Below are 15,793 nucleotides of genomic sequence, written 5' to 3' on the forward strand. Positions count from 1 at the left end.
GGGGCACCGTGTCTAGTCTGCTTGTCGACAACATCGGTGAGCTGGTCACCAACGAGGCCGGCCGGGGCGAGGGCGGGCCGCTGGGCATCCGGCGGCGGGCCGCGCTGCTGGTCGAGGAGGGCGAGGTGGCCTGGGTCGGCCCGGCCGCCGACGCGCCGGTCGCCGACCGGCGGATCGACGCCGCCGGTGCCGCCGTGCTGCCCGGGTTCGTGGACAGCCACGCCCACCTGGTCTTCGCCGGGGACCGGGCCGCGGAGTTCGCCGCCCGGATGGCCGGGCAGCCGTACACCGGCGGCGGCATCCGGACCACTGTCGGTGCCACCCGCGCCGCCGCCGACAGCGAGCTGCGCGCCACCGTGCGCCGGCTGCGCGCCGAGGCGTTGCGCCAGGGCACCACCACGATCGAGATCAAGAGTGGGTACGGCCTCACCGTCGCCGACGAGGCCCGCTCGCTGCGGATCGCCGCCGAGGTCAGCGCGGAGACCACCTTCCTCGGCGCGCACGTGGTGCCGGCCGAGTACGCCGACCGTCCCGACGACTACGTCTCACTGGTGTGCGGGCCGATGCTGGCCGCCGCCGTGCCCTACGCCCGCTGGATCGACGTGTTCTGCGAGCGGGGCGCCTTCGACGCCGACCACGCCCGGGCGATCCTGGCCTGCGGGCAGGCCGTCGGCCTGGGCGTCCGGCTGCACGCCAACCAGCTCGGCCCCGGCCCGGGCGTACGGCTCGGGGTGGAGTTGGGTGCGGCCAGCGTGGACCACTGCACCCACCTGAGCGACGCCGACATCGACGCGCTGGCGTCGACCGCGACGGACGACGGGCAGACCGCCACCGTCGCCACCCTGCTGCCCGGCGCCGAGTTCTCCACCCGGTCGCCCTACCCGGACGCCCGCCGGCTGCTCGACGCCGGAGTCACCGTGGCGCTGGCCACCGACTGCAACCCCGGTTCGTCGTACACCTCGTCGATGCCGTTCTGCATCGCGCTGGCCGTACGCGAGATGCGGATGACCCCGGCGGAGGCGGTGTGGGCCGCGACCGCCGGTGGCGCGCGGGCGCTGCGCCGAACCGACGTCGGGGTGCTTCGACCCGGTGCCCGGGCCGATCTGATCATCCTCGACGCCCCCTCCCATCTGCACCTGGCCTACCGGCCGGGGGTACCGCTGATCCGCCAGGTCCTGCACAACGGAGTTCCGCTATGACCGTGACCATCCAGCCCACCGGGATCTCCCCCGCCGACGTGCTCGCCGTGGCCCGGGGCACCGCGCAGGTCGTCCTCGCCCCGGCCGCCGTGGCCGCGATGGCGACCAGCAGGTCCATCGTGGACGGCATCGAGGCGGCCGGCCGGCCGGTCTACGGCGTCTCCACCGGTTTCGGCGCCCTGGCCAACACCTTCGTCGCCGCCGAGCGTCGGGCCGAGTTGCAGCACGCGTTGATCCGCTCGCACGCCGCCGGGGTCGGCGCCCCGATGCCCCGGGAGGTGGTGCGGGCGATGATGCTGCTGCGGGTCCGCTCGCTCGCCCTGGGCCGGTCCGGGGTACGCCCGCTGGTCGCCGCCGCGCTTGTGGACCTGCTCAACCACGACGTCACCCCGTGGGTGCCAGAGCACGGCTCGCTCGGTGCCTCCGGCGACCTGGCACCGCTTGCGCACTGCGCGCTGGTGCTGCTCGGCGAGGGGTGGGTGCTCGGCCCGGACGGTACCCGGCTGCCCGCCGCCGACGCGCTGCGCCGGGCCGGTCTCGCCCCGATCGAGCTGGCCGCGAAGGAAGGGCTGGCGCTGATCAACGGCACCGACGGCATGCTCGGCATGCTGCTGCTGGCGATCCACGACGCGGCGCACCTGTTCACCATGGCCGACGTGACCGCCGCGCTGGCCATCGAGGCGATGCTCGGCTCGGAGCGACCCTTCCTGCCGGAGTTGCACGCCATCCGCCCGCATCCCGGGCAGGGCGTCTCGGCGGCGAACATCCACCGGCTGTTGCAGGACTCCCGGGTGATGGACTCGCACCGCGACGACCTGGCGCACGCGGTGCAGGACGCGTACTCGATGCGCTGCGCACCCCAGGTGGCCGGCGCGGCCCGGGACACGCTGGACTTCGTCCGCACGGTGGCCGGGCGCGAGCTGCTCTCGGTGGTGGACAACCCGGTGGTGCTGCCCGACGGTCGGGTCGAGTCGACGGGCAACTTCCACGGCGCGCCGCTGGGCTTCGCCGCCGACTTCCTCGCCATCGCCGCCGCCGAGGTGGGCGCGATCTCCGAACGCCGGGTCGACCGGCTGCTCGACGTGACCCGCTCCCGGGAGCTGCCGGCCTTCCTCTCCCCCGACGCGGGGGTCAACTCCGGGTTGATGATCGCCCAGTACACGGCGGCCGGCATCGTCGCGGAGAACCGCCGGCTGGCCGGACCCGCCTCGGTGGACTCGCTGCCCACAAGCGGCATGCAGGAGGACCATGTCTCGATGGGCTGGGCCGCCACCAAGAAGCTGCGCACCGTCCTGGACAACCTGACCAGCCTGCTCGCGGTGGAGCTGCTGGCCGCCGTACGCGGACTTCAGCTCCGGGCTCCGCTGACGCCGTCCCCCGCCGGCCGGGCCGCGATCGCCGCGCTCGGCGGCGTCGCCGGGGCACCCGGCCCCGACGTCTTCCTCGCCCCCCTGATGGAGGCCGCCCGCACCGTGGTCGCCACCCCCGACCTGCGCGTCGCCATCGAACGCGAGCTCGGCGTACTCGGCTAGGGCCGGGTCTTCCGGCTCGGCCGGAGAAGGCACGGCGCGGCCGGACCTCGGCGGCCCGCCGGGGTCCGGCCAGGAGCACATTCGTGAACCGGCGTGATTTCACTGTGAAATTTTGATTTCACAGTGAAATCAGCCTCCTGACGACAATCGCCACGGCGCGTTCAAAGACGACGAACCGGCCCCGAGCTCAGAGCACCTTGGCGGCGAGGGCGGCCAGCTCGCGCAGCGCCTTGCCGCGGTGGCTGATGGCGTCCTTCTCCTCGGGGGTCAACTCGGCGTTGGTACGGTCCTGACCGTCGCCGAGGAAGATCGGGTCGTAGCCGAAGCCACCGTCGCCGCGCGGAGCACGCAGCAGCCGCCCCGCCTGCCTGCCGTCGACCAGGTGCTCCTTTCCGCCGGGCAGCACCAGCGCGACGGTGCAGACGAAGGAGGCGCCCCGGTGTTCGTCCGGCACGTCGGCGACCTGGTCGAGCACCAACTGGAGGTTGGCCTGGTCGTCGCCGTGCCGCCCGGCCCAGCGGGCGCTGAACACCCCGGGCATCCCGTTGAGCGCGTCCACGGCCAGCCCGGAGTCGTCGGCGATGGTCGGCAGCCCGGTCCGCCGGCAGCCCTCCCGCGCCTTGATCAGCGCGTTCTCGCCGAAGGTCAGCCCGGTCTCCGGCAGCTCCGGGTACGCCTCGACGTCGTCCAGCCCGATCAGGGCGATCCGATGCGCGCCGAGGGCACCGTCGAGGATGCGCTGCAACTCGATGAGCTTCTTGCGGTTGCGGGTGGCGAGCAGCACCTTGTTCATGACGAAAGAGCCTTCCGCTGGGCTTCGGCCAGGTCCAGACAACCGAGGACGGCCAGGTCGAGCAGCGCGTCCAACTGCTCACGGGCGAACACACCGGCCTCGCCGGTGCCCTGCACCTCGACGAAGTCACCGGTGCCGGTGCAGATGACGTTCATGTCGACCTCGGCGGCCACGTCCTCGTCGTAGCACAGGTCCAGGCGCGGCTCACCGGCGATCACGCCGACGCTTACCGCGGCCACCGACCGGTGCATCACGTTCTCCGGCTTACCGGCCAGGGCCCGGCGCGCGGCGAGCCAGGTCACCGCGTCGTGCAGGGCCACGTACGCGCCGGTGATCGCCGCGGTCCGGGTGCCGCCGTCGGCCTGGAGCACGTCGCAGTCGAGCACGATCGAGTTCTCGCCGAGCGCCTTGAGGTCAATGGCGGCCCGCAGGCTCCGGCCGATCAACCGGGAGATCTCGTGGGTCCGCCCGCCCACCCGACCCTTGACGCTCTCCCGGTCGGAGCGGGTGTTGGTGGCCCGGGGCAGCATCGCGTACTCGGCGGTGACCCAGCCCAGCCCGGAGCCCCGGCGCCAGCGGGGCACGCCCTCGGTGACGCTCGCCGTGCAGAGCACCCGGGTGCCGCCGAACTCCACAAGCACCGAGCCCTCCGGGTGCGTGCTCCAGCCACGGGTCAGAGTCACCGGTCGGAGTTGGTCGGGCCGCCGCCCGTCAGGTCGCGCCATGCCCTGCACCCTATGTGGTGGCCCGGTCGAGGGATCAGGTCGGGCGGGTCAGATGTCGTAGCTGGCGCCCGGGCGGACCACTTCCAACGGGCCGGAGTACGCGGCGGTGGCGGCGGCGACCGTCTGCGCCTCGCTGCCCCAGGCGTCCACCAGATGGGTCAACAGGAGCCGCCCGACGTGGGCCTTGGCCGCCGCCTCGCCGGCCTCCCGGCCGGTCAGATGCAGGTCCGGTGGGTTCTCCACCCCGTCCATGTAGCTGGCTTCGCAGAGGAAGGCGTCGGCGTTCTGGGCCAGCCGCAGCAGCGCCTCGCAGGGGGCGGTGTCCGAGGAGTAGCAGAGCGCCCGGCCACCGTGCTCCAGCCGGACGCCGTACGTCTCGACCGGGTGCAGCACCCGGTCGACGGTGACGGTGAACGGGCCGATCGGGAAGGTGCCGGGTTGCAGCGCGTAGAACTGGTAGACGTCCTCGACGGTGCCGTTCTCCTGCCCGTACGCTGCGGCGAGCCGGTCCGGCGCGCCGGCCGGCGCGTAGACCGGCAGCGGCGGATAGGGCCCGTCCGGGGCGTACCGCCGCACCACTACGTAGGACGCGGCGTCGAGAATGTGGTCGCAGTGCAGGTGGGTCAGGAGGATGGCGTCCGGGGCGTACAGCCCGGCGTAGCGCTGGAGGGTGGAGAGCGAGCCCGGGCCGAAGTCGACAAGCAGCCGGAAGTTCTCGGCCTCGACCAGGTACGCCGAGCAGGGGGACTCGGGTCCGGGGAAGCTGCCCGCACAGCCCAGGACGGTCAGTCGCATCGAGTTGTCTCGCTGTCACGGTAGGTAGTAGTCCTGCCGGCCGCCGCTCCGGCGATGATCACTACCGACGCGTACGCCACGCTGGGAAGCCTACGCCCGCCTGCACAAGGGCAAGAATGATCTGCTGGAAGTTGTCACCAACGTGACACCCGCTTCGCCCGTCCGATCCACACGCCGTTGACTGAGTGGCTGATCAGGGTGACCCGACGTGACGAGGGCCACCGGCGTTCCGCCGATGGCCCTCGTGACCGTCACTCTCCCGCAGTTCAGGCCCAGAGCTGACCTTCCAGGGCCTCCTCCGCGTCGGCGAGCGTGCCGCCGTACGCGCCGGTGCTGAGGTATTTCCAACCGCCGTCGCTGACCACGAAGGCCACGTCGGCGCGGCGACCGTCGCGGACCGCCTCGTGCGCCACAGCCAGTGCCGCGTGCAGCACCGCGCCGGTGGAGAAGCCGACGAAGAGGCCCTCCACCTCCACCAGCTGCCGGGTCCGCAGCACCGCGTCGCGGGTGCCCACGGAGAACCGTCGGGTCAGCACCGTGGCGTCGTAGAGTTCCGGGACGTATCCCTCGTCGATGTTGCGTAGGCCGTAGACCAACTCGCCGTACCGCGGCTCGGCGGCGACGATCTGGATGCCCTCGACCTTCTCCCGCAGGTAGCGCCCGGTGCCCATAAGCGTGCCGGTGGTGCCCAGGCCGGCCACGAAGTGCGTGATCGTCGGCAGGTCGTGCAGCAACTCCGGCCCGGTCGTCTCGTAGTGCGCCCGGGCGTTCGCCTCGTTGCCGTACTGGAAGAGCATCACCCAGTCCGGATGCTCGGCCGCGATCTGCTTGGCGGTGGCGACCGCCTGGTTGGAGCCGCCGGCCGCCGGCGAGAAGATGATCTCCGCGCCGTACATCCGGAGCAGTTGCACCCGCTCGGCCGAGACGTTCTCCGGCATCACGCAGACCAGCCGGTAGCCACGCAGCTTGGCCACCATGGCCAGGGAGATGCCGGTGTTACCGCTTGTCGGCTCCAGGATCGTGTCGCCCGGCCGGAGCTTGCCGGCCGCCTCGGCGGCCCGGACCATGAACATGGCCGCCCGGTCCTTGATGCTGCCGGTCGGGTTGCGGTCCTCGAGCTTCGCCCAGAGCCGCACCGGCGGTGCCCCGTCGGGCACCGTCGGCGACAGTCGGGGCAGCCCCACCAGGGGCGTCCCGCCACAGGCGTCCAGCAGGCTGTCGTACCGCGCCATCGCGGCCGCCTCAGCCGGCGGTGACGGGCGTCCGGCGCCCGGCCTGGGCGATCGCCGCGGCAGCGGCGAAGCCGAACGCGCCGCCGGCCACCGCGGGCAGGATGGTGACGCTGTCACCATCGTTCAGCTTGGCGTCCAGCGCGCCGAGGAAGCGCACATCCTCGTCGTTGACGTAGACGTTTACGAAGCGGTGCAGCGCGCCAGCCTCGGTGACCAGCCGCGCCCGCAGCCCGGCGTGCCGGGAGTCAAGGTCGGTGAGCAGGTCGCTCAGCGTGTCGCCGCTGCCCTCGACGACCTTCGCGCCGCCGGTGTAGCTGCGCAGGATGGTGGGGATGCGAACCTCGATGGCCATGGTGTCCTACTCCTCGATCGGGTGTGCTCGGTGACGGGAACGTGCAACGGGGCTGACTGGGCTCAGCGCTCCGAACACTCGTAGTCGACCGTCGCCGGGCTCTGCCCGAACATGTAGGACTGCACGGCGTGCGGATCCACCCCGGCGTCGAGGATCCGCACCGGCTCCTCGGTCACCACACCGTCCACGATCCGGAAGGAGCGGATCTCCTCCGTGTCGGGCTCTCGGGTGGAGACGAGCAGATAGTGCGCGCCCGGTTCACCGGCGAAGGAGACGTCCGTACGCGACGGGTAGGCCTCCGTGGCGGTGTGCGAGTGATAGATGACGACGGGCTCCTCGTCCCGATCGTCCATCTCGCGCCACACCCGCAGCTGCTCCATCGAGTCGAACTCGTAGAACGTCATCGAGCGGGCGGCATTGTCCATCGGGATGTGCCGGATCGGCTTGTCGCTGCCGACCGGACCGGCGACCACCCCGCAGGCCTCGTCGGGGTGGTCCCGACGGGCGTGGGCGACGATCGCGTCGACGATCGACCGGTCAATGCTCAGCACGCCGCCAAGCCTAGCCTCCAGTACCCGCCAACCGCGAGGCGGTGCCGGTCACAGTCACTCGATCAAGGCGTTGAGCAGGGACTCCTGGAGATAACCGAGATAGGCGTAGACCGAAAGCTGGAACACCCGGCTCGACGAGGGGTCGGCGGCCACCGCGTCGTCAAGCTCGGCACCCAGGTCCGTCCCGTCCTTGATCTCCAGCCGTACGCCCATCGCCAACCGCGCGTCGTTGAGCGCCCGCAGCCACGCCTCGGCCGCTTCGGCGTCCAGGCGCACCTCCCCGCCACCGTCGTCGGGCAGCGCGGCCAGGATCGCCCCGGCCTGATCGATCTTCGCGGTCTTCAGATCCCCCTCGGTGTACCGACGGAACTCCGCGGTACCGGCCGCGTCGTCCGGGTACGCCTCGGGAAAGAGCCGGCACACCACCGGATCGGTGTGGTCGAAGCCATCGGTGAGCAGGCCGACGACCTCGGAGGCGACCTTGCGCAGCACGCGCACCTCGTCGACGGCGAAGTCGGCCACATACCGGTCACCCCGGCGGCGGAACATGCTCACGACCGCTCCACCGTCGCCCAGAGGCCGTACGCGTGCAGTTGCGAGGCGTCGTGCTCCATCCGTTCCCGGGCACCGCTGGAGACCACGGCCTTGCCCTTGTGGTGCACGTCCAGCATGAGCTGCTCGGCCTTCTCCCGGCTGTAGCCGAAGAGCTTCTGGAACACCCAGGTCACATACGTCATGAGGTTGACCGGGTCATCCCAGACGATCGTCACCCACGGCCGGTCGGGAGCCGGCACCTCATCGGTGTCCGGGGTCTCGACCGGTGCAACCTGCGGAGCCGCCATGCCCCCCATCGTGCCACCGGATCGGCGGAACCGAGGAACCGGAACGCCGGAGCGGCCCGGATCGTCGCCACCGCACGGCGGCGAGCGGTCAGGCGAGCAGGGTGCCATGTTCGGCGGCATCGGAGAGCACCGTGCCGAGCGAGAGCCTGATCACCTCGAACCGGCGGGCCACCTCCCGGGACAACACCAGTTCGATTTCGCGCAGCGCCCGCTGGGTCCAGGCGCGGGCGTCGTTCGGGTCGTTCCGGCCCGGGGTACGCCAGTGCTGCCAGCAGCCACCGGAGAGGGCCACCGCCACCGGCGGAAGCACGTCGGTAGGGGACGACGCGGGATACGCGACCAGCGCGCCGACGGCGGCGGGCCCGGTCATCCCCGTCACGCCCGCACCGCTTGTGACAAGCAGCACCCGCTCCAGCTCCGGTCCGGTCGTGTGGTGGACCAGGCTCCACCGGACCGCCTCGGTTATGCGCCGGTGGACGCCCTCGGGCAGCGGCGCGCCGAACAGCTGCCCGGCGACGTCCGCGACGATCGTCCGGACGCTGTGCGCACACTGCGCGGTGGCCAGCAGCGACATCGCCTCCAGTTCCTGGTCGAGAAACCGGGGCAGGCCGGCACAGCCGATCCCGAAGATGATCTCCTGCACCGCCCGTCGGTGCAGGTCGGCCAGTTCCAGCGCCAGGTGTTGGCGGATCCGCTGCGCCGCAGCACGAACCTGTCGGTCGAGCCGCTCGGACCATTCACCCGGCTTCGCCAGCACCGGCACCCGGACGCGTGCGTCCGGTGCCTCCGGCGGCTCTGAACTGGCCCGGCGCAGTCCCTCGTCGGAGGCCCAGTCGACAAGCGCCTGCCGCAGGGCGCGCCCGTTTCCGTCGACGATCGGGAACCATCGGGCGTCGGCCAGCCCCGGCACCGCGGCGAGCAGCGCAGCCCGGTGCGCCTCGACGGTGACCGCTACCGCGTCCACCACCGGGCCGCCGGACTCCCCCGAGTCCTGCGCTACCGCCGAATCCTCCGGGACCGCCCAACCGGCGGCGCCCGCCGTCACCGCGAAGAAGACCCGCACCGCCGTCCCGGCCAGCTCGGCGAGCAGGTTCAGCTCGGCACCGCTGAACGACCGGTCCGCCGCGACCGCGAACAGCAACGCGCCGGCCCGGCCCACCGCGTCGCGCAGCACGCCGGCACCGGCCGGCCCGAACGCTCCCAGGTCCGGCGTGTCGACCAGCTCGAACCGATTCAACAACGGTCGGGACAGGTTCAGTTCGACCCGGCGCGGCGGCCGGGCCAACGCCGGCCCGACGGCGGGCTGGTCCGGGCGGTACGACTGCGGCGTACGGTAACCGGGCACGTGCGCGACCCGGGTCTCCGTCGCGGCGTGGCGTACCACCAGCCAACTGCCGGCCGGCACGCTCAGCAGTTCGACGTCGAGTTCCAGTACGGCGGCGAGCACACCGGACCGGTCGGCGCCGGCCGGCCCTGCGGCGATCACCGCGAGCGGCTCGTGCGGGCCGGTGTGCCCCACGCCGACCCGATGCGGGAAGGGGCCGGGACCGGGCGGCCGGGCAGCGTCGTCGGGCGGGCCGAGGTCGTGCAGCGGACCCGGCTTCATCAGACGGCGTCCTCCGAGGCAGGGCGGCCGGCGCAGCCGGTCGCGATGAACATCCGGTTACGGCATCCGGATGCCGGAAGAGTACGGCGCTTCGACGCGAGAAACGGGCGAAATCAAATACTCAGTGGTACGTCTCGGGCTACTCAACTTACCTCGCGGGGCTACCAGCCAGGCAACACTTCCGTCGATATGCTGCGGGAATGGGTCGGTGGAGATTCGTGGGCCGGCGGGCGGAGCTCGACCGTCTGCACAGGGCGGTGACCGGCACCCTCGGACGCGGCATCTTCTTCACCGGCAGCGCGGGCATCGGCAAGAGCCGGCTGCTCCGGGAGGGCGTGGACAATCTCCCCGGCGACCAGTATGCGGTCGGTTGGATCGCGGCCAGCGCCACCACCGCGGCGATGCCCTTCGGCGGCCTGGTCCAGGTGCTGCCGGTCGAGCAGCCGCAGGGTCTGTCGCCGGCGGGCATCCTCCGGTGGGCCGTGGACCTGTTGCAGCAGCAGGCCGCTGGCCGGCGGATCGTGCTCGCCGTGGACGACGCGCACCTGCTCGATCCGCCCACCGCCGCCCTCGTGCACCTGGTGGCCCGCGCCGAGAACGCCTGCGTGGTCGGCACGCTGCGCGACGGCGAGCAGCTTCCGCTGCCGATCCGGGCACTGTGGACCGACGACCTGGTCGAGCACGCCGAGTTGAACCCACTGCCGCCCACCGAGACCGCCGGCCTGCTCGCCGCCATCCTGAACGGGCCGGTCGACGGCCGTACGGCGGACCGGCTGGGCGAGCTGAGCGCCGGCAATCCACTGCTGCTGCGCGAGTTGGTGCACGCCGTCCAGGGCAGCAGGGAGCTGACCGAGCGGTACGGGCTCTGGACCTGGACCGGGCGGCTGGAGCTGGCACCGAACCTGACCGAGCTGATCGACATCCGGATCGGCCAGCTCAGTCCCGGCGTACGGGCGGTGGTCGAGTTGGTCGCCTTCGGCGAGCCGCTGGGCCTGCGACTGCTCAACACGGTCGTCGAGGACGCCGACGTGGAGACCGCCGAGGAGCGTGGGCTGATCACGATGGTCCACTCTGATCGGCGGCTCAACGTCCGGCTGGGCCATCCGCTCTACGGCGAGGTGGTCCGCCGGCAGTGCCCGGTCAGCCGGACCCGTCGGTTGCAGGCGCACCTGGCGGAGCTGCTGGAAGGGGTCGGCAAGCGACGGCGGGAGGACCTGCTGCGGGTGGCGGTGTGGCGGCTGGACTCCGGCACCGCACAGGACGCCTCGATGCTGATCGCCGCGGCCGGACAGGCGTTCGCGCGCTACGACGTACCGCTGGCGACCCGGCTGGCCCGGGCGGCGCTCGACGCCGGCGGCGGTTTCGACGCGGCCGAGCTGCTGGCCACCATCCTGATGTTCGCCGACCGGCCGGCCGAGGCGCTCGGGGTGCTCGACGCGGTCGCCACCGACACCGGCGACGAGGAGCGGCTCAGCCGCTGGCTGACGGCCCGGGGCATGGTCAGCTACTGGGGGCTGAGCCAGGAGTCCACGGTGGAGGAGATCGCCAGGCGCGGCACCGAGCTGACCGACCACGCCGCCCAGGCCCGGATCCGCGCCTTCGAGGCGATCATGCGCCTGCACCGGCTGGACGCGCCGACCGCGCTCCGGCTCGCCCAGGGCGTGCTGGACCGGCCGGCGGCCAGCGTGGCCGCCCGCGAGCTGGCCCGCTGCGCCATCGCCCACCTACAGGCGGTGCAGGGACAGTTGCGTCGCAGCGCCACGGCGGTGGACCTGGTACAGGCGAAGGCGGCGAGTTGGCGGGCGGACATGCCGTACCTGCAACTGGCCGTGGAGCTGGCCCGGGGCACCCGGCTGGCCCTCTCCGGCGACCTGGCCGGCATCGACACCCTGGTCGCCGACGAGTTCGCCGACCTGGCCGACGCGGGAGACTTCCGACTCGGCAGCGGCTACCTGACCATCCTGCGGGCGTACGCGGCGCGGCTGCGCGGGCGCAGCGACACCGCGATGCAGGCCGCGCTCGGCGCCTGCGCGATCCTGGCGACCAGCCGGGTCTACGCCGGCCTGGCCCAGGCCGAACGGGCCCAGGCCGCGGCGCTGCGCGGTGACGCCCGGCAGGCGGTCGAGGCGATGGCCGAGGCCGACAACAGCCACGCGCCGAGCATGGCCGTGCTGTACCCGTGGCTGGAGCAGGCCCGCGCGGCTACCCTCGCCGCCAACGGCGACCTGTCCGGCGCCGTGACACACCTGCACGAGCTGGTCAGGCGGCTGCGCGCCGACGGCTTCGCCGGGCACGAGATGCTGGCACTGCATGATCTGGTACGCCTGGGCCAGGCCACCGCGTTCACCGGGCCGACCTGCTCCGACGGTAGTCGCCGTACGGTCGCCCAGCGGTTGACCGAGCTGTCGGAACGGGTCGACGGCGAGCTGCCCCCGCTGCTGGCCCGGCACGCCCGGGCGGCGGCCGACGGCGTGCCCGACCAACTGCTCGCCGCCGCCGACAACTTCATGGAACTCGGGCTGGCGCTGCCCGCTGCGGAGGCAGCGGCCGCCGCCGTGCACCTGCTGCGCCGGCACCGCTCCCCGGAGATCGCCACGGCCAGCGAACGGCTCGCGGTCCTGCTCGGCTGCTGTGACATCGTGCACACCCCGGCCCTGCGAGCGGCCACGCCGACCCTGAGCGACCGGGAGTGGCAGGTGGCCCGGCTCGCGGCGGAGGGCGAGACCAGCCGGGCCATCGCCGAACAGCTCTTTCTCTCCGCCCGGACCGTGGAGAACCATCTGCAACGGATCTACAGCAAGCTCGGGGTGACCGGGCGGGCGGAGCTGCGGGCCGCGCTGCGGACGATCCCGGGCCACGACGACACGGCGGCGACGTGAACCCTAGGCTGAGGACGTGCACTCCCTTCGTCCCGCACTGCTGACCGACCACTACGAGCTGACCATGGTCAGTGCCGCCCTGCGGGACGGCACCGCGGACCGGCCCTGCGTGTTCGAGGTGTTCACCCGCCGACTGCCCGCCGGCCGCCGGTACGGCGTGGTCGCCGGCACCGCGCGGCTGATCGACCTGATCCGCGAGTTCCGCTTCGACCCGGCCGACATCGACTTCCTGCGCCGCACCGGCGTGGTCGACGAACAGGCCGCCGCCTGGCTTGCCAATTACCGGTTCACCGGCGACATCGACGGGTACGCCGAGGGCGAGCTGTTCTTCCCCGGCTCACCGATCCTCACCGTCACCGGCACCTTCGCCGAGTGCGTGGTGCTGGAGACGCTTGTGCTCTCGGTGCTCAACCACGACTGCGCGGTGGCCGCCGCGGCGGCCCGGATGGTGACCGCCGCGCGGGGTCGGGCGCTTATCGAGATGGGGTCGCGCCGGGCACACGAGGAGGCGGCGGTCGCCGCAGCCCGGTCGGCCTACCTGGCCGGGTTCCGCTACACCTCGAACCTGGCCGCCGGCCAGCGGTACGGCATCCCCACGGCGGGCACCGCCGCGCACGCGTTCACCCTGTTGCACGACGACGAGCGGGCCGCGTTCGCCTCGCAGGTCGCCACGCTGGGCAAGGAGACCACGCTGCTGGTGGACACGTACGACATCAGCCAGGGCATCCGCAACGCGATCGAGGTGGCCGGGCCGGAGCTGCGGGCCATCCGGATCGACTCCGGTGACCTGGCCGTGATCGCCCAGCAGTCCCGCGAGTTGCTGGACTCGCTCGGCGCCACCGAAACGAAGATCATCGTCTCCGGTGACCTCGACGAGTACGCGATCGCCGCGCTGGCCGCCGAACCGGTGGACATGTACGGTGCGGGCACCGCCGTGGTCACCGGCTCCGGAGCACCTACGGCGGGCCTGGTCTACAAGCTGGTCGAGGTGGCGGGCCGCCCGGTGGTCAAGCGCTCCGAGCAGAAGGCCACCATCGGCGGGCGCAAGGTGGCCGTCCGGCGGCACAAGCCGACCGGCACCGCCACCGAGGAGGTCATCGTCCCGCAGGGCGTACCCGACCGGCATCCCAACGACCGGCTGCTGCAACGCTCGTACGTGGTGGACGGCGAGCCGGTGACGCCCCCGACACTCGACGAGGCCCGGGAGCACCTGCGACAGTGCCTGATCTCCATTCCCTGGGAGGGCCTGAAGCTCTCCGCCGGTGACCCGGCGGTCCCGGTCACCGTGGTACCCGCCGATTGAGAGGAGCGAGTCGGTGTCCAACGCGCTGATCATCGTGGACGTGCAGAAGGACTTCTGCGAGGGCGGCTCGCTGGCCGTGGCAGGGGGCGCGGGCGTAGCCGCCGGCATCTCCCGGCTGCTGGCCGGTGAGCCGGACCGCTGGGCGCACGTGGTGGCGACCAAGGACTACCACATCGATCCCGGCACCCACTTCGCCGATCCGCCCGACTACGTGAGCACCTGGCCCCGGCACTGTGTGGTCGGCACCCCCGGTTCGGAGTTCCACCCCGAACTGGCCACCGACCGGATCGAGGCGATCTTCCACAAGGGCGAGTACGCCGCCGCGTACTCCGGCTTCGAGGGCCACGCCGAGGACGGCGAGGGCCTGGCCGACTGGCTCCGCCGACACGGCGTGGACCGGGTCGACGTGGTCGGCATCGCCACCGACCACTGCGTCCGGGCCACCGCCCTCGACGCGGCCCGGGAGGGCTTCGCCACCACCGTGCTGCTGGACCTGACCGCGGCCGTCGCGCCGGACACCACCGACGTCGCGTTGCGCGCCTTCGACGGTGCCGGGATCACCATGCACGGCGCGCCTGTGATCAGGGCCGCATGACCCCGTAATTCGTTGCGGCTGTCGTACCCCCGGTTCAGGATGTCCGGCGGAGGTACGGACCGACGTGAACATGAAGCCTTACCGGGCGGTGCTCGCCCTGCCCGGTCTACGGTCGTTGCTGCTCGTGGCAGTGCTGGCTCGGGTCCCGCTTACCGCGACCGGTGTGACGCTGATGTTCTACGTCGTGCAGGACCTCGGGCGCGGTTACGGCGCGGCCGGCCTGGTCGGTGGCGCGATCACCGTCGGCGCGGCGATCGGCGGTCCGCTGCTCGGCCGGCTGGTGGACCGGCGCGGTCTGCGTCCGGTGCTGGTCCTCACCACCGTGGCCGAGGCGATCTTCTGGGGCATCGCGCCGCAGCTCTCCTACTCGCTGCTGCTGCCGGCCGCCTTCCTGGCCGGCCTGCTGGCGTTGCCGATCTTCTCGGTCATCCGGCAGTCCATCGCCGCGCTGGTGCCACCGGAACAGCGCCGCCCGGCGTACGCGCTGGACTCGATGTCCGTCGAGCTGTCGTTCATGATCGGTCCGGCCCTCGCCACGGTCGGTGTCACCACCATCTCGGCCCGGCTCACGCTCTACCTGGTCGGTGCCGGCATCGTGGTCTCCGGTCTCCTGCTGTGGCTGCTCAACCCGCCGGTACGCAGCGCCACCGAGCAGGCGACCGGACCGCAGCCGAGGATCGCCCGCCGGCAGTGGCTCACCTCGCGGATGATCGCCATCTTCGCGGTGAGCACCGCGGCCACCCTGGTACTCGGCGGCACCGACGTGGCAGTCATCGCCGTGCTGCGGGAGAACGGCGACGCCGCCTTCACCGGCGCGGTGCTCTCCGTCTGGGCGGTCGCGTCGCTGGTGGGCGGCTTCGCGTACGGCGCGGTGCACCGCTCCTTCTCCCCGGTCGCACTTATCGGCGCGTTGAGCCTCTGCACGATTCCGGTCGGGCTGGGTGGCTCACACTGGTGGCTGCTCTGCCTGGCACTGATCCCCGCCGGGATGCTCTGCGCGCCCACCATCGCGGCCACCTCGGACACGGTCAGCCGGCTCGCCCCGGCCAACGTCCGGGGTGAGGCGATGGGCATGCACGGCTCCGCGGTCACCGTCGGCATCGCCGTCGGCGCCCCGCTGGCCGGCGCGGTGATCGACGCCTCGGCGCCGCTCTGGGGCTTCGCCGTCACCGGCGCGATCGGTCTTCTGGTGGCGCTCGCGGTGCTCCCGATCGAGCTACGCCACCGCCGCGCCGACGCCCAAACCCCCACCCCCACCACCCCCACCGCATCCCCCACCCCTACCCCCACCACCTAATTCCCCACCCCCTCCCACCCCGAGGCCGTCGATCTTGCACTTTCCGCCTCCGCATAGCCGGACAAAAGCCGCAAACAGGCGACGCAAACTGC

15 protein-coding genes are annotated in these 15,793 nt (G+C 72.3%); 6 read left to right on the plus strand and 9 right to left on the minus strand.

What is annotated here, in order from left to right; all coding sequences use genetic code 11:
• The first annotated feature begins 8 nt into the window (after positions 1–8).
• Both hutI and hutH read left to right on the plus strand, forming a co-directional pair.
• Entirely contained in the window at positions 9–1,199 is a 1,191-nt protein-coding gene (gene hutI / locus AC507J_RS28385; protein WP_496292892.1) for an imidazolonepropionase, read from the plus strand.
• A complete protein-coding gene (hutH, locus tag AC507J_RS28390) occupies positions 1,196–2,731 on the plus strand; it encodes a histidine ammonia-lyase (protein WP_496292894.1) in 1,536 nt (511 codons plus the stop codon). Before hutI ends, hutH begins: the two co-directional genes overlap by 4 nt.
• A 187-nt stretch (positions 2,732–2,918) precedes the next feature.
• On the opposite strand, the gene rdgB is transcribed toward hutH, so the two are convergent.
• From rdgB to AC507J_RS28435, 9 genes are all read right to left on the minus strand, one after another.
• Positions 2,919–3,524: an RdgB/HAM1 family non-canonical purine NTP pyrophosphatase gene (rdgB, locus tag AC507J_RS28395; RefSeq protein ID WP_496292896.1), complete on the minus strand. Its 606-nt coding sequence runs from the start codon at positions 3,522–3,524 to the stop codon at positions 2,919–2,921.
• On the minus strand, positions 3,521–4,249 hold the full coding sequence (gene rph, locus AC507J_RS28400; RefSeq protein WP_496292898.1) for a ribonuclease PH: 729 nt from the start codon (positions 4,247–4,249) through the stop codon (positions 3,521–3,523). Before rph ends, rdgB begins: the two co-directional genes overlap by 4 nt.
• Before the next feature lie 48 nt (positions 4,250–4,297).
• Positions 4,298–5,044 (minus strand): MBL fold metallo-hydrolase, encoded by a 747-nt coding sequence (locus AC507J_RS28405; RefSeq protein ID WP_496292900.1) that lies wholly within the window; start codon positions 5,042–5,044, stop codon positions 4,298–4,300.
• A gap of 266 nt (positions 5,045–5,310) precedes the next feature.
• Complete coding sequence (locus AC507J_RS28410) at positions 5,311–6,276, minus strand: PLP-dependent cysteine synthase family protein (RefSeq protein WP_341719317.1); 966 nt, start codon at positions 6,274–6,276, stop codon at positions 5,311–5,313.
• Between the two features lie 10 nt (positions 6,277–6,286).
• Positions 6,287–6,628, minus strand: a complete 342-nt coding sequence (locus AC507J_RS28415) for a MoaD family protein (protein WP_496292902.1) — start codon at positions 6,626–6,628, stop codon at positions 6,287–6,289.
• Positions 6,629–6,690: 62 nt separating this feature from the next.
• On the minus strand, positions 6,691–7,179 hold the full coding sequence (locus AC507J_RS28420; RefSeq protein ID WP_496292904.1) for a M67 family metallopeptidase: 489 nt from the start codon (positions 7,177–7,179) through the stop codon (positions 6,691–6,693).
• A gap of 54 nt (positions 7,180–7,233) precedes the next feature.
• Positions 7,234–7,728, minus strand: a complete 495-nt coding sequence (locus AC507J_RS28425) for a DUF2017 domain-containing protein (protein WP_496292919.1) — start codon at positions 7,726–7,728, stop codon at positions 7,234–7,236.
• 2 nt (positions 7,729–7,730) lie between these two features.
• On the minus strand, positions 7,731–8,021 hold the full coding sequence (clpS, locus tag AC507J_RS28430) for an ATP-dependent Clp protease adapter ClpS (RefSeq protein WP_474570753.1): 291 nt from the start codon (positions 8,019–8,021) through the stop codon (positions 7,731–7,733).
• An 88-nt stretch (positions 8,022–8,109) separates the two neighbouring features.
• Positions 8,110–9,627, minus strand: a complete 1,518-nt coding sequence (locus AC507J_RS28435) for a P-loop NTPase family protein (protein ID WP_496292907.1) — start codon at positions 9,625–9,627, stop codon at positions 8,110–8,112.
• Between the two features lie 200 nt (positions 9,628–9,827).
• Here AC507J_RS28435 and AC507J_RS28440 point away from each other — a divergent pair, with 200 nt between their 5' ends.
• The 4 genes from AC507J_RS28440 to AC507J_RS28455 all read left to right on the plus strand — a co-directional run bounded on the left by AC507J_RS28440 (position 9,828) and on the right by AC507J_RS28455 (position 15,701).
• Positions 9,828–12,506, plus strand: coding sequence for a LuxR C-terminal-related transcriptional regulator (locus tag AC507J_RS28440; RefSeq protein WP_496292909.1), 2,679 nt, complete (start codon positions 9,828–9,830; stop codon positions 12,504–12,506).
• A 16-nt stretch (positions 12,507–12,522) separates the two neighbouring features.
• Positions 12,523–13,809, plus strand: coding sequence for a nicotinate phosphoribosyltransferase (locus AC507J_RS28445; RefSeq protein WP_496292911.1), 1,287 nt, complete (start codon positions 12,523–12,525; stop codon positions 13,807–13,809).
• A 13-nt stretch (positions 13,810–13,822) separates the two neighbouring features.
• On the plus strand, positions 13,823–14,404 hold the full coding sequence (locus AC507J_RS28450; RefSeq protein WP_496292913.1) for an isochorismatase family protein: 582 nt from the start codon (positions 13,823–13,825) through the stop codon (positions 14,402–14,404).
• 70 nt (positions 14,405–14,474) lie between these two features.
• Positions 14,475–15,701, plus strand: a complete 1,227-nt coding sequence (locus AC507J_RS28455; RefSeq protein WP_496292921.1) for an MFS transporter — start codon at positions 14,475–14,477, stop codon at positions 15,699–15,701.
• The last annotated feature ends 92 nt before the right edge of the window (positions 15,702–15,793 follow it).

Source organism: Micromonospora sp. PRAS1 (genome assembly GCF_059553435.1).